Origin of the sequence: Xanthomonas sp. CFBP 7698, from assembly GCF_003600855.1 — a bacterium.
GTDB lineage: Bacteria > Pseudomonadota > Gammaproteobacteria > Xanthomonadales > Xanthomonadaceae > Xanthomonas > Xanthomonas cannabis.
In genome coordinates this window covers 161146-182324 of record NZ_PRDN01000001.1, presented here as the reverse complement: position 1 = coordinate 182324, position 21179 = coordinate 161146, and the positions used below count along the sequence as shown (strand labels likewise).

18 protein-coding genes are annotated in these 21179 nt (G+C 64.0%); 11 read left to right on the top strand and 7 right to left on the bottom strand.

Annotated features, from left to right (window positions below; translation table 11 throughout):
- The first annotated feature begins 265 nt into the window (after positions 1 to 265).
- The gene (locus tag XnspCFBP7698_RS21250; RefSeq protein ID WP_146093230.1) at positions 266 to 535 is read left to right on the top strand and encodes a hypothetical protein; all 270 of its coding nucleotides are present in this window, start codon (positions 266 to 268) and stop codon (positions 533 to 535) included.
- A complete protein-coding gene (locus XnspCFBP7698_RS21670) occupies positions 535 to 870 on the top strand; it encodes a hypothetical protein (RefSeq protein ID WP_146093229.1) in 336 nt (111 codons plus the stop codon). Before XnspCFBP7698_RS21250 ends, XnspCFBP7698_RS21670 begins: the two co-directional genes overlap by 1 nt.
- Positions 871 to 1447: 577 nt before the next feature.
- On the opposite strand, the gene bamE is transcribed toward XnspCFBP7698_RS21670, so the two are convergent.
- The gene (gene bamE, locus XnspCFBP7698_RS00740; protein WP_104580658.1) at positions 1448 to 1762 is read right to left on the bottom strand and encodes an outer membrane protein assembly factor BamE; all 315 of its coding nucleotides are present in this window, start codon (positions 1760 to 1762) and stop codon (positions 1448 to 1450) included.
- Between the two features lie 217 nt (positions 1763 to 1979).
- Here bamE and XnspCFBP7698_RS00735 point away from each other — a divergent pair, with 217 nt between their 5' ends.
- From XnspCFBP7698_RS00735 to XnspCFBP7698_RS00715, 5 genes are all read left to right on the top strand, one after another.
- On the top strand, positions 1980 to 3464 hold the full coding sequence (locus XnspCFBP7698_RS00735) for a TolC family protein (RefSeq protein WP_158255447.1): 1485 nt from the start codon (positions 1980 to 1982) through the stop codon (positions 3462 to 3464).
- A complete protein-coding gene (locus XnspCFBP7698_RS00730; RefSeq protein WP_104580656.1) occupies positions 3461 to 5314 on the top strand; it encodes an HlyD family efflux transporter periplasmic adaptor subunit in 1854 nt (617 codons plus the stop codon). Before XnspCFBP7698_RS00735 ends, XnspCFBP7698_RS00730 begins: the two co-directional genes overlap by 4 nt.
- A 140-nt stretch (positions 5315 to 5454) precedes the next feature.
- The gene (locus XnspCFBP7698_RS00725; RefSeq protein WP_199679992.1) at positions 5455 to 7461 is read left to right on the top strand and encodes a hypothetical protein; all 2007 of its coding nucleotides are present in this window, start codon (positions 5455 to 5457) and stop codon (positions 7459 to 7461) included.
- On the top strand, positions 7454 to 9442 hold the full coding sequence (locus XnspCFBP7698_RS00720; protein ID WP_104580654.1) for a preprotein translocase subunit SecA: 1989 nt from the start codon (positions 7454 to 7456) through the stop codon (positions 9440 to 9442). Before XnspCFBP7698_RS00725 ends, XnspCFBP7698_RS00720 begins: the two co-directional genes overlap by 8 nt.
- Positions 9443 to 9987: 545 nt before the next feature.
- Positions 9988 to 11559 (top strand): thioredoxin family protein, encoded by a 1572-nt coding sequence (locus XnspCFBP7698_RS00715; RefSeq protein WP_104580653.1) that lies wholly within the window; start codon positions 9988 to 9990, stop codon positions 11557 to 11559.
- 180 nt (positions 11560 to 11739) lie between these two features.
- Here the strand turns inward: XnspCFBP7698_RS00715 and XnspCFBP7698_RS00710 are convergent, their stop codons facing one another.
- Complete coding sequence (locus tag XnspCFBP7698_RS00710; RefSeq protein WP_233548936.1) at positions 11740 to 12351, bottom strand: DUF1349 domain-containing protein; 612 nt, start codon at positions 12349 to 12351, stop codon at positions 11740 to 11742.
- Positions 12352 to 12580: 229 nt separating this feature from the next.
- Here XnspCFBP7698_RS00710 and XnspCFBP7698_RS00705 point away from each other — a divergent pair, with 229 nt between their 5' ends.
- The 3 genes from XnspCFBP7698_RS00705 (at position 12581) to XnspCFBP7698_RS00695 (ending at position 14338) form a co-directional block, all read left to right on the top strand.
- Positions 12581 to 13123, top strand: coding sequence for a TetR family transcriptional regulator (locus XnspCFBP7698_RS00705; protein ID WP_104580651.1), 543 nt, complete (start codon positions 12581 to 12583; stop codon positions 13121 to 13123).
- 368 nt (positions 13124 to 13491) lie between these two features.
- Positions 13492 to 13917, top strand: coding sequence for a YqaA family protein (locus tag XnspCFBP7698_RS00700; protein ID WP_047695124.1), 426 nt, complete (start codon positions 13492 to 13494; stop codon positions 13915 to 13917).
- Between the two features lie 145 nt (positions 13918 to 14062).
- Positions 14063 to 14338, top strand: coding sequence for a hypothetical protein (locus tag XnspCFBP7698_RS00695; protein ID WP_039414552.1), 276 nt, complete (start codon positions 14063 to 14065; stop codon positions 14336 to 14338).
- Between the two features lie 69 nt (positions 14339 to 14407).
- Here the strand turns inward: XnspCFBP7698_RS00695 and XnspCFBP7698_RS00690 are convergent, their stop codons facing one another.
- The 4 genes from XnspCFBP7698_RS00690 to XnspCFBP7698_RS00675 all read right to left on the bottom strand — a co-directional run bounded on the left by XnspCFBP7698_RS00690 (position 14408) and on the right by XnspCFBP7698_RS00675 (position 18608).
- Positions 14408 to 15466, bottom strand: a complete 1059-nt coding sequence (locus XnspCFBP7698_RS00690) for a Gfo/Idh/MocA family oxidoreductase (protein WP_104580650.1) — start codon at positions 15464 to 15466, stop codon at positions 14408 to 14410.
- 328 nt (positions 15467 to 15794) lie between these two features.
- Positions 15795 to 16478: a thermonuclease family protein gene (locus tag XnspCFBP7698_RS00685; protein ID WP_104580649.1), complete on the bottom strand. Its 684-nt coding sequence runs from the start codon at positions 16476 to 16478 to the stop codon at positions 15795 to 15797.
- A 400-nt stretch (positions 16479 to 16878) separates the two neighbouring features.
- On the bottom strand, positions 16879 to 18195 hold the full coding sequence (locus tag XnspCFBP7698_RS00680) for a sorbosone dehydrogenase family protein (protein WP_104580648.1): 1317 nt from the start codon (positions 18193 to 18195) through the stop codon (positions 16879 to 16881).
- Positions 18192 to 18608 (bottom strand): hypothetical protein, encoded by a 417-nt coding sequence (locus tag XnspCFBP7698_RS00675; protein WP_104580647.1) that lies wholly within the window; start codon positions 18606 to 18608, stop codon positions 18192 to 18194. The genes XnspCFBP7698_RS00680 and XnspCFBP7698_RS00675 overlap by 4 nt, the downstream gene beginning before the upstream one ends.
- 705 nt (positions 18609 to 19313) lie before the next feature.
- On the opposite strand from XnspCFBP7698_RS00675, the gene XnspCFBP7698_RS00670 reads away from it, so the two are divergent.
- Complete coding sequence (locus XnspCFBP7698_RS00670; RefSeq protein WP_047695130.1) at positions 19314 to 19946, top strand: carboxymuconolactone decarboxylase family protein; 633 nt, start codon at positions 19314 to 19316, stop codon at positions 19944 to 19946.
- Positions 19947 to 20009: 63 nt separating this feature from the next.
- Here the strand turns inward: XnspCFBP7698_RS00670 and XnspCFBP7698_RS00665 are convergent, their stop codons facing one another.
- A complete protein-coding gene (locus XnspCFBP7698_RS00665; protein WP_052210042.1) occupies positions 20010 to 20300 on the bottom strand; it encodes a hypothetical protein in 291 nt (96 codons plus the stop codon).
- Positions 20301 to 21179 lie beyond the last annotated feature (879 nt).

The following is a 21179-nucleotide window of genomic DNA, read 5'->3' as shown; positions in this document are numbered from 1 at the left end:
TGCTACTGCGCCCACGATACACGCGTTCCCTCGGCAGCAATGGCGATAAACAGACTGCTGGTAAAAGAAGTCTAGCCGAGGCAGGACGCCTGGAGCGCTCCAGTTCCACTCCTGGCATGGTTTGCACCGTTGATGGGTGCAGTCCGAAAGCAGCTCGCCAAACTACTTGCGACGGAGCCGGCCGAGTCTCGGCGGCTCAGCCTCTGGCGCAAGCGTCCAGGGCGGTGGCTACTTTATTGTAAACCTCGGAGCATCCAGCCAGACCGTGATCGACTGGACCGCGACGGCGCGAACGTACCCGACGGGACTGGGGAACACTGGATGGGCCGCACTGCTGGGCGGCGCGGTGTCGGGGATCGATCTGCTGGTTGCACAGACAGGTCTGGTTGTGCGACGCACCGAGCAATGGCCACCGCCCCAGCGGGAAGCAGCCATTGAAATCCATCTGGATGGTCAACATTTTCCAAGAACCGGAGACCGCTACATGCACGCCCAACGATTGCTCCTGATCGCCGCCAGACGCTGGGTTTGCTGATGAGCGACGTATGCGCCGCGCTAGTGATTCCTTTCATTGAGATGCCACATGCCGGCGTTGCGCCGCAGACCGTGGAACACGCATACCTCGAACCTTATGAGCAGCCCGGATTACCTCAGACCAATCACCGCATGGACTCGCCTTCAATCGACTACGCAATAGTTTTCTCTGTCGCTGAGGTGCCTCATACAGGCGTTACACCGCAGGCGCTGGAACGCATCTACGTTGAATCTTATGTAAGCTCCGGGTTCCGTCTAACCACCCGCCGCATGGAATTGCATCCAGCCGGCCACTGGACGATCAACCTCGCATTCAACTGGAAGAATGGACCGTAGGGGCCCGACACGCCCGGGGTCACGTTGACCATGAGGAGCGAGGCAGCGACTGGATGCGCCTGCCGCATGAGCAAGCTAGGCTTGAGGGGGCTCTATCAAGCCAGTCCCGACAGGGCGGTGTTCTTGCGAGGAATGTAGATTATCGGCAAAGCCGACGCGGCTGCGTCGGCAAAGGTACGGGAACGATTGGGCGTGAGCTTGCCGGACGTGCCTCTACCTCCACTCTGACGCCAGCGTCGTGCCGATCCGCAAGCAAGACATGCACCTGCTGGTTCCAAAGCACCATGTCACGATCGACATGCTCGGTATCTGCGCCCTTCACCGCCGCTCTCGCCACATCTGCGGGGTTGCCGATCGCGGAAGATGAATTGATCAACGCGAAAGTGCGGCGCCGGCAGAATGAAAAACAGATGGTGACAAGGGCTACCTGCAATCTAACTGCCCCGGATTCGATCAAGCCGCTGCCGCAGTCAGGCACGGCATTCAGCCTGCTAGCCACACACGCTGGCACCAATCCCGGACATGGCAAGCACGCCGGATGCCGGCCCACTAAGCCATCAAGTCATCAGGTCGCCCGTTAGCGCGTTGCCCCATCAATCACCACCGAATGCAGCCCATCCCGTCTCACCTGCCCGGGACCGAACTGGCTCACCTTGCCGTCCTTGAGCACCACCGCGTAATCGGTGTGCGTCATCGACACGCGCGTGCGGTGCCGATTGAGGTAATTGAACACTTCGAAGTCGCCCAGCGTCCGGATCGAATCCGGCCGGCCAAGCGTGGCGATCACCTGATCGCGACTGGCACCGATGTCGATCGTGGTGATTTTATGGCCGGTGGTCTGGCAGCCGGCGACTGCAGCCGCCAGGGCGACCGCGCAAAGTATCCCTTTCATGTATTTCCCCTGTTTCCGGTCGACGCCGTCGGCGAACCGTGCGAAATTGTAGCTGGCGCAAGCGCACTTGGCACGTCACTCGTGGGGTGCGAAAATGCCGGCCGTACAGGGGGAAATTTGCAGAACGACCATTCCGCGACCGGCATGCCGGTCGCGTCGCTGTGTCGTGAGGCCCAAGACGGGCCGGCCCCTCCTGCGCCTGGCGAAAGGATTTGGGGTGCTGGTCGAACGTTCGGTGATGCAAGGCATGTCACCTGTGGCTCTTCTGCGCCGCAGGCCGGTGGCGTGCACGCAACGCGGCGGGATCCAGCGTGGCTTGCCCCTGCTGCTGGCCCTGCTGCTGGCTCCTTCCCTGCGCGCCGAAACGCCCCCGCAGGTGGTTTCGCTAGGCGAACTGTTTGCGTTGGCCCGTGACAGCGAGCCCGGATATGACGCCGCACAGGCCAATCTCGCGGCAGCGCAAGCGCGGGTGCGGCAGGCCTACGGCGCCATGCTGCCGCAGATCTCTGCCACCGGCAGCACCAATGGCAACAACCGTCGCTATGAAACCTTGGACACGACGACCGCAACGTTGCATGACGACTACCATGCGCGCACCGGCCAGCTGAGTCTCAACCAACCGATCTGGCGCCGCGCGAACCGCGTGGCGCTGTCCCAGGCTGGCAGCGCCGCGGACCAGGCCAACTGGCAGTTGGCTGACACCGAGCAGCAACTCTACGCCAAGCTCGCCACCGGCTGGTTCGAGCTAATGGAGGCGCGCGACGCTATCGATTTCAACGGGGCGCAACGCGACGCCTTGAAGGCGCAATGGAACATCGCGCGGCGATCGGCCGAACTTGGCGCCAAGTCGCAGCCGGAGGCCGACGACGCGCGGGCGAAATACGAACAGGCCGACGCCGACGCGCTGTCTGCGGAAATGGATGCCCAGACCAAGCAGGCGGCCATCGAGCCGTGGATCGGCCATGCAGATGATCTCGTGCAGCCCTGGCTTCGAGAAGATGCGCGCATTCCGGACCTACTTGGTGGCGATATCGATGCATGGCTTGCACAGATCGATGCACATTGCCCTGCCCTGCGCGCCTCATCGGCCGCGATTGCCGTGGCAGAGGCGGAGATCGCCAAGCAGCGCGCCGGGCATTTGCCCACACTTGATTTCGTCGCCAGCTATGGCAACAACGACCAGAATGTAGGCAACTTCCCCGGGCAGCCGGGCTACCGCATTGCCACCGTTACGCTGGGATTGCAGCTGAATGTGCCGCTGTATTCCGGTGGCACGCAATCTGCAAAGGTAGCTGAGGCACTCGCCTTGCGCGACAAGGCGCGCGACGATTTCGAATCGGCTCGCCGCCAGGCGGTACTTAACGTGAAAACCGCCTTTCTCGGGTGGCGCGCCGGGCGCGCCCGCATGCTTGCCGCCGGGACCGCGGTCGACGCGGCTCGGCAAGCCCTGGCACTGGCCACGCGCGGCACTGCGCGCGGTGTGCGCACCGAGGCAGATATTCTTGCCGCACGCCAGCAGCTTGCCGCCGCACGCCGTGACCGGCGCAAGGGCAGCTATCAACAACTGACGGCCTTCATCAAGCTCAAAGCCACGCTCGGCGACCTGTCCGGCACCGATGTCGACGAACTCGATGCCCTGTTCGTCAACGCACGCGATGACCACGACGAAATGGCGGTGACAGTGGCGGAGGCGACCCGATGAAGGCCCTGCCCGACGACACCATGGACCAGGGGGCAGTTCGCGCTACCGGCGAGACTGCGGAGGTGCCGATGCTTCCGGCCTGGGATCGATTTGTCACTGCCCGGACCTCGGATGCGTTCTGCAACGCGTGGCTGACGCTCATCTGCGAACGCTTTCCTCCGATTCGCAATGCTGCGGTGTTGGTCGAGTCGGCGGACGGGAAAAATTATGTCCCGATCGCCGTGTGGCCCTCGGCGGACGCCGGCATGTCGCGGATGGGAACCAGCGTTGGCCAAGCGCTGGCCGAGCGACGCGTGGTGATCGCCCCCGATCCGGAAAGCCCGGGCATCCTGCATGTCGCCGTCCCGATCTCGGCCAACGAACGCATCGCAGGTGCCGTTGCGTTTGAGCTGTCCGGCGAGGCCAGCATCGTTCCCGCGCTATTGCGTGAGGTGCACTGGGGCAGTGCCTGGCTTTCGAACCTGCTCGGCAAGCGCGATCATGACACGGCCATTGCGGCTGGCGAGCGAACTACGGGTATCGTCCACACCCTGGCCGTGACCCTGCGTCACGCACGTTTCCAGCAAGCGCTTTTCGACCTGGTCAACGAGCTGCGCCGCCGATTCACTGCCACCCGTGTTGCTGCCGGCATCATCCGGGAAGCGCATGTCACCCTCGCCGCGCTATCCGAAGCGGCCACGTTCGAGACCTCATCTCCGCTGGTGCAGGCCTATCGCGATGCCATGGCCGAGGTGCTCGACCTAGCCCAGACGATCGAGGCCAGCGGCGATGCCGGGGGTTATCGCGCACATGCCGCCCTGCTGCGCCGGACCGGCGCGGCTCACCTGTTGTCGGTTCCGATCGTGCATCAGCAGCGGATCATTGCGATACTGACGCTGGAACGGGAGACGGCTTTCAGCGAGGAAGAGCGCCGTTGGATCGATACCTTCGCCGCACTCATCGCGCCGGTGGTCGAGCAGCGCCTGCTGGCCGAACGTAGTTCGCTGCAACGCGTGAACGATGAAGGCCGTCGATTGTGGGGGGCCATCGTGGGACCCAGGCACCTTGTCTGGAAGGCCGTGACGACGCTGGTGGCGCTGCTGATCCTGGTGCTGGTCGCCGTGCCGGTTGATTATCGCGTCTCTGCCAAGACGGTCACCGAAGGCGAGATCCAGCGTGTTGCCGCCGCACCGTTCGAGGGATTTCTCTCCGAGGGTCTGGTCCGCGCGGGCGACATCGTGCGTAACGGCCAGCCACTGGCGCGCCTGGACGACCACGAGCTGCGCATGGAGCGCATTCGCTGGGCCAGCGAACGCGATCAATACGATAACAAGCTGCGCGAAGCGATGGCCCAGCACGACCTGACCGCGATCCGCGTCACCGGCGCACAACTGGCAGAGGCACAGGCGCAGCTGGATCTGCTCGACGACAAGATCGGCCGCGCGACGGTTCGCGCGCCCTACGATGGGGTGGTGGTCTCTGGTGATCTCTCCCAGCAAGTGGGTACGCCCGTCGAAGCGGGCAAGAAGCTATTCGAGATTGCACCGCTACACAGTTACCGCATCATCCTGGAAGTCGATGAGCACGACATGGCGCCCGTGCGCGTCGGCCAGGCAGGCCAGCTGAAGCTCAATGGTCTGGACGGCGGGGCGATGCCGATCCGCGTGATGAGGGTGATGCCGGTCGCCACAGTCAAGGACGGCAAGAATGTCTATCGCGTCGAGGCCGCCTTGACCGGTACCAACCAGCGCGTGTTGCCAGGGATGGAAGGCGTGGCCAAGGTCGGCGTGGGTCGTCGGCAACTGGGCTGGGTGCTGCTGCACAGCACTTTCGACTGGTTGCGCATGCAGTGGTGGAGCTGGGGCCTGTAACGGTGGCGCGCAGTCCTTTCAGCCCGAGCTGGCACAGCGTTGCGGAACTGACACCGCGGCTGATGCCGTATGCGACGGTGCAGCGCATGATCTTCCGTGGCCGCCCCTGGTATGTGGTGCAGGACCAGACCGGAGGCAAGGTGTACCGGCTGACCGACGCGGCGTACGCGCTGCTCGCAGGGATGGACGGACGCACGACGGTACAGGCGCTATGGGAGCGCGCCAATGCCTCCGAGGTGCGCGATGCCTGCACCCAGCCGGAGGTGGTGGACCTGCTGACCCGCCTGCATGCCGCAGACCTGCTACAGGCCGACGCGATGCCCGATTCGGCTGCGCTGCTCGACCGCCACCGCAACAAGCGCACCGAAAAGATCAAGCAGTGGCTCATGAATCCGATGAGCCTGAAGATTCCACTGGTCAACCCCGATCGTTTTCTCACGCGCTTCGAGCCCTATGTGCGCTGGTGCTTCGGTACGTGGGGTGCATTGCTGTGGGCCCTCGTTGTGGTGCCTGCGCTGTTCCTTGCCGGCCAACACTGGCACGACCTCACCGAGAACCTGTCGGATCGCGTGCTCTCCGGCAGCAACCTGCTGGTCATGGCCGCCGTGTATCCGGTGGTGAAACTGCTCCACGAGCTTGGACATGGCTTCGCAACCAAGCGCTGGGGCGGAGCCGTACGAGAGTTGGGGCTGATGTTCCTGATCTTCGCACCCGTTCCCTACGTCGAAGCGTCGTCCTCGTCGGCCTTCCCCTCGAAATATCGGCGGGCAACGGTTGCCGCCGCCGGCATGCTGGTGGAACTGTTCCTTGCCGCGCTGGCGCTGCACATATGGCTGGCGGCCGAACCAGGCATCTTGCGCGGGGTAGCTTTCAACGTGATGGTGATCTGTGGCGTTTCAACCTTGGTGGTCAACGGCAACCCGCTGCTGCGCTACGACGGGTACTACATTCTCTCCGACCTGATCGAGATTCCCAACCTGGCCCAGCGTGGGCAGGCGTGGTGGACCTATCTGATTGATCGCTATGGCTTCGGATCGACCGATGCCATGCGTCCTGACGAGACGGTTTCCGAACAACGGTGGCTGGTCCCCTATACGCCTCTGGCGTTCTGCTATCGCACGTTCGTCACTGTCTCGGTGATCTTCGCCGTCGCCAACAAGTATTTTTTTGTAGGCGTACTCATGGCGCTGTGGAGTGCCTGGGGTCTGTTCGGGGCACCCTTGCGCAAGGGCTGGAAGCACCTGTCTTCATCCGGCTCGCTACAGCGCGTGCGGCAACAGGCACTGCGCCGCACTGCATGTTTTGTCGGCGGCCTGGTGCTGCTGCTTGCCTTCATTCCCGTACCGATGCACAGCCGTTCGCTGGGCGTGGTGTGGCTTCCTAATCGGGCGATGTTGCACGCGGGCGGCAATGGCTTCTTCGTCCGTTGGCTGGTCACTCCAGGTACAAGCGTCCGGCGTGGGCAGCCTCTGTATCGCCTGGAGAATCCGCAGTTCCGTGCCGACGCGGCTGTTGCGCAAGCCAAGGTGGAGCAGGCGCAGGCGCGCTATGACGCCGAACATTATTCAGACCCGACCAAGGCCGCCATTTCCGGCCGCCAACTGGCCGAAGCGCAGGAAAGCCTGGAACGTGCCGAACTACGGCTGGCCAGGCTGACAGGCTACGCCGGAGACGACGGCGCGCTGGTCGTCGCCACCGCGCAGGACATGCCAGGCCATTATTACAAGCAAGGTGAGCTACTTGGTTATGTGCTGCAGGAGCGCGAGCTGATGGTGCGGGCCGTCGTCCAGCAGGACGACATTGACCTGGTGCGCGAACGTCTCTCCGGCGCAAGCCTGCATCTGGCCGGCTCGCTCGGCGATGCATGGACCACCAAGTTGATTCGTGCCTTTCCAGGCGCTGTGGACGAGCTGCCGACCGCAGCGCTCGGCCTCAATGCGGGGGGCATCATTGCGACCAATCCCAACGACAGCAACGGCGTCAAGACGATCCAGCGTGTCTTCATCGTCGATCTGGCCCTGCCCCCAGACGCCAGACCACGCTTCGGCGAACGCGCACAGGTCCGTTTCGACCACGGTAGCGAGCCGCTGGCCATGCAGGGATTGCGGCGCTTGCGGCAAGTGTTCCTGAGTCATTTCGATGTCTGACGTACGCGCCTTGCTCACCGCGCGCCATATCGAGCTTGGCGATGGCCCGTATCTGGAACGCATCGACGCGAAGCGCTCGGTCTGGGAAGAACGCTTGCGTACCTGGCTGGCACGTGTGCCCCGCTTCAGCCAGCGCGCCACGCGCCGCTTCGTTGAAGCGACCAACGCACATGAAGGCGCCACCAAGGCGCTTGACGACGACGCCTTGAGAACGCGGCTGGCCATCGAGGCGCACCGCATGCGGCACGAAGGCTTTTCCGATGAGCGGCTGGCGATGTCCTTTGCGTTGATCCGCGAGGCCTCGCGACGCACCCTTGGCATGCGTCACCACGATGTGCAGTTGATGGCAGGACGTACTCTGCTCCAAGGGCGTCTCGCAGAAATGTCTACGGGCGAAGGCAAGACGCTGGCGGCGACCCTGGCGGCATGCTCTGCCGCGGTCACCGGTGCCGCGACGCATGTGGTGACCGTCAACGACTACCTCGCCGAGCGCGATGCCGAGCACAACATGCCGTTATTCGATTTTCTGGGCCTGTCGGTCGGTGTGGTATTGCAGGACATGTCGATCCCTGATCGACGCACCGCATACGCCTGCAACATTACGTATGTGTCGAATAAAGAACTGACTTTCGATTACCTCAAGGACATGATCGCGCTCGGGGATGCTTCGCGCACGCAGCAATGCCTGCGCGAGTTCGCAGGTGGCCGTGTGGCCGAAGCGCCGATTCTACGCGGACTGCACATCGCCATTATCGACGAGGCCGACAGTGTCCTGATCGACGAGGCCAGCACGCCGCTGATCATCTCCGAGACCCTTCCCGACGACCTCGATCCAACGGTATACACGCGCGCCATCGAACTGGCGCGTTCGCTGGAAGAAAACGTCGACTTCCGCCGCTCGCAACATCGTGACCTCTGGCTCACCCCGGTTGGGAAAAAACGTGCAAAGGAACTCGCCGCTGAATGGGACGGGTTGTGGCGTTCGCCGATGTGGAGGGAAGAGTTCGTGCAGAAGGCGCTCTCGGCGATCCATGGCTTCCAGCGTGATCAGCATTACATCCTGGCCGAGGGAAAGGTGCAGATCGTGGATGAATCCACCGGCCGGGTAATGGCCGATCGCACATGGGAACGTGGATTGCATCAGATGATCGAATGCAAGGAGAACTGCGAGATTACCGGCCAACGGCGCACACTTGCGCAGATCACCTACCAGCGCTTTTTCGGCCGTTATCTCATGTTGTGTGGTATGACCGGCACCGCGCAGGAGGTCGCCAGTGAGGTCAAAGGGAGCTACGACCTTTCGATTACGCGCATTCCGACGCACAAACCCACCCGGCGTGCCCGACTTGCCGACACGCTCTGCCGCCGCTCGGAAGAACGCTGGCAGGCGGTTGCATCTCGGGCTTTCGAAATGGCCTCGTCAGGACGCGCTGTTCTGATCGGAACGCGCTCGGTGGAAGCGTCTGAAAAGCTGTCTGCTGTCTTCGAAGCTCAGGGCATTGCCCATGCTGTGCTGAATGCCAGACAGGACGCAGGCGAAGCAGATGCGGTCGCTGCGGCTGGTGCAGCTGGGCAGATCACGGTGGCAACCAACATGGCAGGCCGTGGCACTGACATCAAGCTGACCAAGGAGGCTGAAGCAGCAGGGGGGCTGCATGTCATCCTGACCGAATTCCACGAATCTGCACGGGTGGACAGACAGCTGTTCGGCCGTTGTGCACGCCAGGGTGATCCCGGAAGCACCGAGGCGATCGTCAGCGTGGAAGACGATTTATTCCAACGTTTTGCCCCTGCCGCACATCAACTTCTGCTTGGCCGCCTGGTGCCTGCCCGGCTGGAGAATGCACATGTCGTCCGCCGCTACGTCACATGGCTACAGGACCGCGCAGAACGCCATTATCGACAGCAGCGCGTCATGACGCAGAAGCGCGATGCCGAGTGGGTCAAGTCACTCGCCTTCGTGGGCAAGAGCCGGCGTTGATGTTTTGCACGGCGGCTGATACATCGAGCTTTTCGGTGCCTCGCGGCGCGGGTCGTCGGCGAAGTGACATGGCATGCAAGCCTGGGTCTGAGCCGGCTTTGGTGGTGCGCTGAAGTCCCCGTTCTGGCGTTGGAAGAGTTGCCAGCTCACACCCGAAGCTCGGAGGAACCAGCCGTGTTGGGGCCGGAAAATCATCAGGATCGGCCATTTCTTTCAATCCCGGAAAGACGTATGCCGAAGAGAACTTTCAGCTCTCTTTCGAAACGACATGACACCCTCCCTGAATCAATGACACTTTTATTTCGGCGGTTACCCGCTGCAGGCGCACCGGCCGGCTAGGCCAGCAAGGACTCCGCTTCAGTGATTCCCTGAATCAATCCGCCACGACAAACGCGCTTTCGGCCAGGGTTGCGCGTGGCGTGACAGCAGTTCGCATTGCCGGGCCTTCAAGAAACCGAAGGAAGTGACAGTGCCGGTGCACGCGGCGCAGCGTTCCGGGCTGCCTGATGATGCGTGCGACCGTCTCCTTCAGGCAAAGGCGTTGCATGGCACTGTCTCTTCGTTCGCGGTCCCTGGCACTGATGACGCTCTCGGCTGTCCTTGCGACGCTGACTGCATGCGAAAAACCCGCGTCGTCAGCGGCGCCCTCCCCGCCTACAACTGCGCGAGCGCAGGCGCTGGCCAGCATCCAGTGGCAGGAAGGCAATGTCGACAAAGCCTTTGAAGAAGCCAGGAAGACCGGCAAGCCGCTCTTGATGTACTGGGGTGCGGTGTGGTGCCCGCCTTGCAATCGCCTCAAGGCCACCACGTTCAAGGATCCGGCGTTCATTGCGCAGGCGCAGCAGTTCGTAGCGGTGCACCTGGATGGAGACCTGGAGGAGGCGCAGGCCGCTGGTGAGCGCTTTGGGGTCAAGGGCTATCCGACCATGATCATGCTGCGTGCGGACGGCAGCGAAATCACCCGGGTGATCGGCGACACCACCACGGCCCAGCTCATCCAGAGCCTGCGCGCAGCGACCCAGTTGCCGACCGGCACCAAGCAGCTGCTGGACGCAGCATTGAAGACTCCGGCATCGCTGAAGCCGGATCAATGGGCGTTGCTGAGCAACTATGGCTGGCTGCTGGACAACCAGTTGGTCGATGCCAAGGACGCCCCCGGCGTGCTCGCGACGCTGGCAAAGACAGCGCCGGAGCCGCATCTGCAACGGCGCTTCGGGTTGTTGGCGGTTCTGGTCGGCAAACAGAAGCCGGTGGCCTCTGCGGCAACGCACGCATTGCTGCAGGCCGTGATCGCAGACCCGGCGGATGTACGCGCCAACCTGCACGTACTGAACGCGTATGCCGCCACGCTGGTGGCCGCCGCCACCGACGATGCAGGCGAGCGCACCGTCTTGTCCAAGGCATGGAATGCGGCGTTGGCGCAGGCCTACGCCGACCCCACGCTGCCGATCGTGGACCGCTTGCGCACGGCATCTGCAGCGGTCGACCTCGCGCGGTTGGCCCAGGGACAACCCGCAGCATCGGAGGCGACCGGACCGCAGCCTCCCCTGCCCGCCGACGTGGTCGACACCGTGCATCAGCGCGTTCAGTGGGCGCTGGCAACGGCAAAGACGGCCGAGGAGCGTCAGTCCACCATCGAGGCCGCCGTCGACCTGCTGGTCGACGTGGGCGACAACAGCGGCGCCGAACAGGTGCTGCTGGCCGAGCTGGGGCGCAGCAAGACCCCTTCGTTCTACATGCCTTACCTGGGCCATCTGGCCGAGGAACGCGGCGACCGCAAGACCGCGTTGTCGTGGTTCAAGAAGGCGTACGAAGCCCCAGGTAGCGAAGGCACTCTGATACAGCGAGGCATGCCTTACCTGGATGCCATGATCCGGCTCAGCCCGGACGATGCACCGGGCATCGAATCAGTTGCCACCCAGGTACTCGGCGATCTGGCCAAGCAGCCTGACGGCTATCTGCGCAACAACCGCAGGCATTTCGACCCTGTCGGCGCATCCCTGCAAGCCTGGAGCAAGCAACATCGCGCGCAAGGCGCTGCGGTGATGGCACGAGTGCACGAGAAGGCCAGGACCCTGTGCGGCAGCAAGACCGATTGCTCGGCCTGGCTGGGCTAGGCCGCGAGGTCTGCGGCGAGCGCATCCACGGTGGCGCGTACGACTCATCCCGCCGCTGGCATGTACCTCGCAAGGGCGCTACCCACATCGCACCGATGATGCGCCTCGACGGTGGCTGCAGGCGTCGCCGCCCTACTCTGCCCGTTGTGGAGCGTGCCTATCGCGCTGGTAGCGCATGTCTCACGACAGATCGTGCAGATCCTTGCCCAGCACCGGGCCGAGTTGCCAGTCCGAGAACTGCACCTTCAAGCCTTCGCGTTCCGGCGTGCAGGTCATCGGGCCGGCCAGATAACTTGCGGCGACCGGGAACGGGCAAAGCCGTACCAGCGGCCAATAGATGCCGTCCCTGGACGCCTGCAGACGCAGCACGCCCTTTTCGACGGTGGCGCGCATCCAGAAGTCGGACGGGTCTCCCTCGTAAGGACCGGTGGCCCAGTCCGACCTGCCATCAGTGAGCACGCTGCTGAGCATGGCGCGGCCGTCGCTGAGCTCGATGCCAGCCTTGACCCACTGGCGTTCGTTGGCGCGGATCATGATGCCGGCCTGGTCGTAGAGTTGATCGAACCTGCCGCGAATGCGTAGCTGGCAGGTAAATGCAGCCGGCGCCGCGAAGCCGAGAAAATGCCCGCTGTCGCGCGTGAAGCCGTAGTGCGTCTCACGCCAGAAGTCCGTGCCCTTGTCGGTCACGACCTCGAGCACGTCGTCGCCCAGCACGCGATGCTGCCTGGGCGCATTGAGCCAGCTGCCCTGCTGCCAGCGGCTGCGCGCTGCTGCGCCTGCACCGGTCGCCATGACCACGCTGCCGGCAGCCAGGCCACCCAGGGTCAGCCTGCGCCCGATATCGATGGGGTGTTGTTCGCAATCGCTCATGCCTGTTCCTCTCAAGGTAACGCTACGTCATGCCATCCGGGGAGCCTCCGCGTCAGGCGCGGAAGCCGATTGCGCCAATTTGTACATCCGTACCAATTGGTGAGTCAACTCTCGATTACCATCACGGCGGTCGATACGTGCGTGGATGCAGATGAGCGGCAGAACCTGGCGCCAGGATCCAAACCGGAAAGAACACATCGAGCTGGCCGCGCTGCAGGTGATCGTGGAGCATGGCGTGGCCGGCACCACCTTCCGCAAGGTCGCCGAGCAGGCGCAGGTGCCCCTGGGTGCGACCACCTACTACTTCGGCTCGATGCACGAACTGTTGATTGCCGCCTTTACGCGCTTTTCGCAGGACGTCTCCAGCAACTTTGCCGCCGAAATCCGCGCTGCCAGGAACCGCGACCAAGCCTGCGATGCGGTGGTGAACATCATCTTTGCCGATGGCACGGCGTCCCCGCGGGTGCTGCTGCTCAGCTATGAGCTGTATGCGTTTGCGCGCCGTCATCCGGAAATGACCGCGATCATGGAGCAGTGGATGGCGCGTAGCCGGTCAGCGCTGGAGCTGCATTTTTCCAAGGCCGCTGCAAGCGCGATCGATGCCTTGATCGAAGGCATGACCATCCATCGCTCGGTGGTGCGCATGACCAAGAAGAGCGTGCGCAATGCGGTGGGGCAGCTTGCCTTGCTGTGACGGCTGGTCAGGCTCGTTGCTGCATGCAAGCGAGGCAGAACCTGGCAGTGCGGTGTGCACCGGCTGACACACGCACTGCCAGACATGGACCATCTGGTCGGGAGGGCCGCGTTGCTCGCGAACGGGCCCTACACGCGGCGTGTCACCCGTGTGCATCTGGCCGCTGCGCAACCGGCGATTCTCGCAGCGCCCTGCCCCTGCCGGTCGCCTGGTTCGCCCGGCATGCGCTGCATCGCCGCCGAAGTCCCGCGACGCCGCCTCCAGGCAGCACCCGCAGCTGCCAGGGCGATTGCGGAAGCAGTCATTGCCAGGCCGCTGGCGGTGGACGTCGATACACTCAAGCCGCCTCCACCCGCTACAGGTCATCGTTGACGTACCTTTCGCTGTTTGCCCTGTCGTTGATCGCCGCTACCCTGCTGCCTGCGCAATCGGAAGCGGCGTTGGCGGCCTTGTTGCTGGATGGCGGCTCGGTGGTGGGGCTGGTTGCGGCAGCGAGCCTGGGCAACGTTCTGGGCTCGCTCATCAACTGGTGGATCGGGCGCGAGGTGGTGCGCTTTCAGGAGCGACGCTGGTTTCCGGTCAAACCGGCCACCCTGGCGCGTGCGCAGGCGTGGTATGGCCGGTACGGCAGGTGGTCGTTGCTACTGAGCTGGATGCCGGTGATCGGCGACCCGCTGACACTGGCTGCAGGCGTCATGCGTGAGCCGCTGCGCGTCTTCCTGCCGCTGGTGGCTGTCGCCAAGACCACGCGTTACATCGTGCTGGCATGGGCGACGGTGTCGCTCATGCGCTGACCGCAGCACACGCGTCAGTCGGGGAGTCGTCCCCGGAGGCGCGCCGACGGACAGTTAACGCACGCGGCCTATGCTGACGGCGCGCAGCGGGGCACCCGTTGCGTCTCCAAGGACAGTGCATCACGGACATCGCAAAGGAGATCGTATGAAACAACTGCACAGTGTGTTGCTTGCTGGATGCCTGCTCGGCCTGAGCGCCCAGGCCTGGGCGGAGGTCGCCAACCTGACCAACAGCGCCGATGGCGCCAACCGCGATGCGGGCATTGCGGCGGTCAAGAAGAAGCTGCAGGACGCCTGTACGTCGCGTCAGGGCAAGGCCGATCCGGCATCGTTCGAAGTGGTGTTCGAAAAGACCAGCACCAACCCCGACGTCCCCAAGCCGTATTACGTGGATGCCAAGATCAAGTGCGATCTGCCGTAAGGAAGGCGGCGGGCGCGGAGTGAACCTCGGCGCCCGCCGCCATCGCTGCAAGCTGCATGGCGCCGCGGTTCAAAGGGCTGCTGCGCCAGCCGCACTTGCGGCCTGCACCTGTGCGCGTGCCACGTCCAGTGTGTGCATGATCTGCACCACTTCATCCAGGGGATGCAGCGGCGATTGGGTGTAACCCTGGCCGATGTAACGGGCAGCCGCTGTGGCTTGCCACGACAGTCCCTGATAACCCTTGATGCCGGTCGGGTCGGTCCATTCCACGGCGGCGCCGGCATCCTGGTTGCCGGCAATGTGCAGCGTGGTCGGATTATGGAAATCGCCGGCCAGGTCGATACGGCCTTCGGTGCCGGCGACATAGGCACGCGAACTGCTGCGTCCGACGATGGAACTGATCAGGGTGGATTGTGCATGCGCGCCATGCGACAGCACCACGGTCGAGAAGGCATCGACACCGGTCTCGGTGAGCGCTCCCACCGCAGTGATTGCGGTGGGCGCCGCGAGGATCATGGAAGAGAACTGCACGGCGTAGACACCCAGGTCGAGCAAGGCGCCGCCACCGAGTTCGGGCCGGCGTTGCCGGTGTGCGGGGTCGCTGGGGCCGTGCTGACTCAGGTCGGCAAACACATGCCGTACGTCACCAAGCGCCCCGTCGGCCAGCAGCCTGCGGATCACCGAGGTGTGTGGGAGATATCTGCTCCACATGGCCTCCATCAGGAACAGGCCGCGCGCGTGCGCTTCGTCCACCAGCACGCGCACATCGGCGGCGCAGGTGGTCATGGGCTTTTCGATCAGCACATGCTTGCCGGCACGTAACGCCAGCAGACCGTGTTCGAGGTGTTCGCTATGCGGCGTGGCGACGTAGACGATATCGATATGCGGGTCTTCGACCAAGGCGTCGTAGCGATCGTACGCACGGTCCATTGCCCAGGCGTTCGCAAACGCATGCGCACGCTCGGCACTGCGCGAGGCCACCGCAACCGGACGTTGCGCAGTGTTACGACGCATGGCGCCCACGAACGCCGAGGCGATGACGCCGGGCCCCAGCACGCCCCAGCGCAGCGAGGGCTCGCCCTGGCCAGGCAGAAAAAGCGAGGGCTCAGGCACATGCAATTGCGTCATGGGGATGGGCATCTCTACGGGGATGGCGCGATGCTAACAAACCGGATGAGGTGATCCATGGTGCAGGTAACGCCATGCGCGACTGCGTTTACCGCGAGGCGAGCGCGGCTGTAGACCAAGGCGGCGCGCTGGCGCTGGCATGCACGCGTTACCCGTTGCATGACGGCAGTGCGCAGCAACCGCAGGGGGCTTGGATGCTGCTTCCGAGCCCGTGCAGACAGCATGCCGCAGCTGCGACGCAGTGCCAGCAATCGCCATCAGCGATAGGCATTGGGTTGCAGGACGCGAACCCTGCAACAGGCTGCGCGCGACCACACTGCCCCGCCACTCAGCGCGCTGCGCGGCGCCAGCCTGCATTGATCGCTTCCTGCGGCGAGCAGAAATACCGCTCGCCCTTTGCCGCCGAGATGCTGGTGCGTGCATAGTCGCGCTGGCCCGGCACGTGGAAGATCTTGTTGCCCTTGCCGGAGATGTTGCCCTTGATGGCGCAATGGCCCGGTGCGGGCGGCGATGGCCGCACGCGGGACGCGACCTGGTTGCGTTTGTTGCGCCGATAGTCGGCAGGCATCTGGAAGCTGCCTTGCCAGAGATTGCGCTGTTGCTGCTGGGCGAGGCGCTCGTCGGCGACGAACGCAGTGGCGTACTGGCGATAGGCCACGGCCCAGCCCGAACGTACCATCCAGCGGTTGACCGATTGGCCCTGCACCGTGCATTCGGCAACGGTGCGACCGTAGCGATCGGTCTCCTTCGGCTGACAGCGTACGGTCTTGTCCGTCAGATGGCTGTCCAGTGCGGCGGCGGAGCGACGACCGCACGGCCACGGGCGCCCAAGCTGATCGCTGCACTGCTGCGCACTCTCCGGCGCGTCGATCCCCCACAGGCGGATGCGTTGTTGCGCCACGGTGATCGTGTCTCCATCCGTGACGGTGGCCCGACCAACTATCTCTGCTGCAGCAGCCGGTGACATCAACAGCAGCCCGGCGCCGATCGCCATCAAACATCTCAACACCATCTACAACAATACCCTTGGCGATCGGCAGCACGTCGTCCCGTCGTTGCCGCCTTGTTGCACATTTCAGCCGAATGGCAATGCCCGGCCATGTCCTGTGCCCGACGCCCACGCGACAGTGCCGGCGCGGGGCCGGCACTGTATGTCAATGCGATGCGGATGCCTATCCCCATCAGCGCGGTTGTGCTCGGCCAGCCGCCTTGAATGGGCCGATGCAACTGCGAGTTACGTATCGCGCCGCACGCAGCCGAAACCGTGGGCTTGTCGTTGCGGCACCATCTGCGAAAAGGCAATGTCTAATTCGGCAGCGAAACACACTGCGTACTACCCAGGCGCGCGTCCAGTGGAGCGCTTGCGTCCTGCCCGGCCACTTGCGGAGCCGGGCAGGCTTGCAGGCGGTGACTTACTGTGTGGCAGGTGCAGCGGCCGCGGTCTCCGGCGTGATACGCCAGATGATGTTGGCCAGATCGTCAGCCACGATCAGTGCGCCGCGCGGGTCCACCGTGACACCGACCGGGCGGCCGCGGGTCTTGCCGTCGTCGCCATGGAAACCGGCGACGAAGTCGATGGGCTCGCCAGCCGGGCGGCCGTCACGGAACGGTACGAACACCACCTTGTAGCCCACCGGCGGGTCGCGGTTCCAGCTGCCGTGTTCGCCGACGAACACGCCGTCTGCGAATTTCGCGCCCAGGGCGCTCGACGAGAACGCAACGCCCAGCGCCGCGACGTGCGAGCCCAGGGCGTAGTCCGGCTCGATGGCAGAGGCGACTTTTTCAGGGTCCTGCGGCATGACGCGGGTGTCTACGTTCTTGCCCCAGTAGCTGTAAGGCCACCCATAGAAGCCGCCTTCGCGTACCGATGTCAGATAGTCCGGCACCAGGTTCGGGCCAATTTCATCGCGTTCGTTGACCACGGCCCACAACGCACCGGTGCCGGGCTGGATCGCCAGTGCGGTCGGGTTGCGCAGACCGGTGGCATACGGCTTGTGTGCGCCGGTTGCCGCGTCCACCTGCCACACCTGTGCGCGGTCGACTTCGGCGACCATGCCGCGCTCGGTGATGTTGCTGTTGGAGCCGATGGCCACGTACAGGTAGCGTCCGTCGGCACTGGCGGTCAGCGCCTTGGTCCAGTGGTGGTTGATGGCCGATGGCAGGTCGGTCACCTTGCTCGGCGCGCCGCTGGCCTTGGTCTGGCCCTCGCGATACTCGAATCGCACCAGCGCATCCTGGTTGGCCACGTACAACGCGTCGCCGATCAACGCGAGCCCGTAGGGGGCGTTGAGTTTGTCGGCGAATACGGTCTTCAGTTCATAGGTGCCATCGCCGTCGGCATCGCGCAACAACGTGAGGCGGTTACCGCTCTTGGCCTTGGAGGTGCCCTTGGCCTTGATCGGGCCGGCAATGATGTCCTTGGGCTTGAGGTTGGGTGCAGCGCCGCCACGGCCTTCGGCCACCAGGATGTCGCCGTTCGGCAGCACCAGCGTCTGCCGCGGGATGCCCAGATCGGTGGCGATGGCGGCGATGCGATAGCCCGCCGGAACTGTGGGTTTGCGCTCGCCCCATGCGGTGGGCTCGGCGATCGTCATGTCAGGCAGCACGCCACGGTCGGGGGCAGGCAATTGCGGCGTGGCGCCGTGTTGGTCAAGCTCAGGTGCCTTGCCGCAGGCAGCCAGGGCGGCAGCCAGGGCGGTGACCGCCAGAACACGTGTCGCGCGGCTCATCGTGCACCTCCCATGCGCAGACCCGACAGCCCGGCCCAGGTAGCGACCAGGGCGAACAAGGTGGCAATGCCCGACAGCACCAATGCGGCCGGCATGATGGCCCAGGCGTCGCGCGCATGATGCAGGGCGTCGAAGAACCCCACGATCCACGTTGCCACCAGTGCAATGAGATAGATCACGTTGCGGCTGCCACGCACCAGCCCAACGATGGCCGCCACCAAGGCAAGCGTGGTGAGCACCATTGCGCCAACCAACAGCCACGAAGCGAAGTTGCTCCATTGGATCTGATAGCTGCTCCAGTAGGCGTAGTCGCTGAGCAGTGTGCCCAGGAACATGGGCCACACACCGCCGAGAACGGCTGCATGGAACGGATGGATGGCCCGATCACGGGTCGGGACAGCGGTTGCATTCATGGCGGACTCATTGGGAACGATGGCGAAACGTGCCCACGATGCTGCCAGCTCGCATGTGACGACCAGGATGATATTGGCGAATCTGCACTGACACGATGCACGCAAGCAGCAGCCCCATGCGTGGGGCCCGCACGCAGTCGGGCTCGGCGCTGCAGCGCACACGACGGATTGTCGGCTGCGGAAGCGTCGCTTACGGTGACACCGCGACCGACGCTGTGCTTGCCACGAAAATGGCATGCAGTGCAGCGTGTGCAACGATTCTCCGCACGCAGCATCCATCGGGCACCTCGGCAGCGAATGTGATTCGCACCTATCGGTGTCTGTCGATCTGATGCGTGCCTGGCGCTGCGATGGCCATGTGCCGATGCACGACTGCTCACAGGCCGCCACAACCACACGTCATCGCCTCATTGCATGCATTCCACACCGACGACGCGCTTATCCGGATGCGACAGGCCAGCGTCAAACAGCGTGCCGCTGCGACGACGCATGCCTGATGCGGCATCGACGTGCCGCCGCACGTCTACCCCATGCACGGTCAAAAGCAGGCGCTTGGAATCGCCTGCGTCTGTCCCTAAATCTAGCGGAGAACCACGGCAGCCTGGCACGACGCAGTGGTCGCGCGTGTGGCGATTCGCCCTCCATCGCGGCCGCGGTCTGTGTCCTGCCCCTCCCCCGCGACAGCAGTTTCCGGAGTCAACCACCATGCCCATCTCGGACAGCCTCACGGCCCGGCAGCAGGCCATCGTCCCCATTGCTGCATTCGCCGCCACCGGCGATATCGATCGCCTGGACGGCGCCTTGAACGCGGGCCTGGATGCCGGCCTGAGCGTCAACGACTGTAAGGAACTGCTGGTGCAGGTCTACGCCTACGCCGGCTTTCCACGCAGCCTCAATGCGCTCGCCGCATTGATGCAGGTCACCCAGGCGCGCCGCCAGCGTGGCCTCGACGATGCGCCCGGCACCTTGCCGGGCCCGGTGCCGACCGGGCCGGCGTTGCTTGCGTTGGGTACTGCCAATCAGACGCAATTGGCCGGCGCACCGGTGGCAGGACCCCTGTTCGAGTTTGCGCCGACCATCGATACGTATATGAAGACGCATCTGTTCGGCGACATCTTTGCGCGCGACAACCTGGACTGGGTGAGCCGCGAATTGGCCACGGTGAGCATGCTGGCGGCACTGGAGGGCGTGGAAGCGCAATTGCTCTCCCATCTGAAGATCAGCATGAACATCGGCGTGAGCACGGCGCAGCTGAACGCACTGGCCCAGGTCCTGGATCAGCGCGTCGGCGCCGCCGCCGGAACGCGCGCCAAGGCGGCGTTGGCCAAGACCCGGTAAGCCCGTCATTGCCAGGATCATGCCGCATGCATTCGGCGGCGCGCCGCGAGCCGGTGACGCCGCTTATTCGGAAGCGCGGCGGTGCGGCGGCCGTCGCTGCGGTGCCATCCGCGCAAGCGCCTGCTTCCTGATCAACTGGTCGATGTACTGCTCTGCCAGTCGGGTGCCGATCTCCAGCGCGCTCTGCAGCGAGCCGAAAGTGGGCGCGCTGGCCAGAGGTACCGTGTGCCCGCACACCTGCAAGGTGTCTAGCACCACGCGTTGAGGCTCCAGCTGGCGGGCGACGACACGATACGGCAGTCCCTGATCGGTCCCGTCCATCGCCATCAAGGTGTCGCTTTGCTTGGTGCCCATCGACCCGAGGATAGCGGCGATTCCGCACCACGCCAGCGTCCCACTTTGAATGGTTTATGCAGACGCTACCGGTGACGCCGCGACGCCAGGCCCTTCGCTGTCGGCATCCCTTATTGGGCAGCCTCCAGGGCAGCGCCATGCGAAGCGATGACGACGTCGTGGTGGTCGTGCCGCGTCTCGCCTGGCGACGGGCGCCGCTACGCGCCGGGGTCAGGGCGCCTTCCGCGCGTCTGCACCATCAAGTCCGTCGACGGCTACCCGGCCGGTGGCTCGCCCTCCCCTGCATGTAATGGCAGCGGTGGATAGCGCACGGAGCAGCAGGCCGGCAGCGCCCGCCGAAGCTCAGGCAGCCTCGGCCGTCGGCCCGGGGTGGAAGTGGCAACGGCCAATATTTATAGTTATTTATTCGCTGACCGCTAAAACATACTTCGAAACCCCTCCTCATCTGGCGAATATTTCCGACGTGCCGGCTTGCCGGAAATAATTTAAATACTAGCGTTAAATAAACAGAATTATTCAAGCCGTTCATTTTCATGCAACCGATTGCGTAATTTTGCGCCAATGGCGTCGAATTTTGCACAATCTCCGCGACAAGATTGCAGCCGACCCTCGTGGCCGCGTCCCGATAAATAGATCGCGCGGCGTCCAGGCCATGGTTAACGTACGGATGCGGCGCCCCCGATATTCAAACGCAGCACCTTGCAGAAGAGCCCGTTAGATGCCCTAACGTGCGCTTGAATCCGCTACGCCGGGTGGGCAATACACCTACATCTGCCAGCGGTTTCCCCTATTACCTGCGATTTGGGTCTCATCTAGGATTGCCGCCCTTCGAGAAACGTGACTACTTATTGTCCAGCTCGGTGTCACATTTGGTTCCGG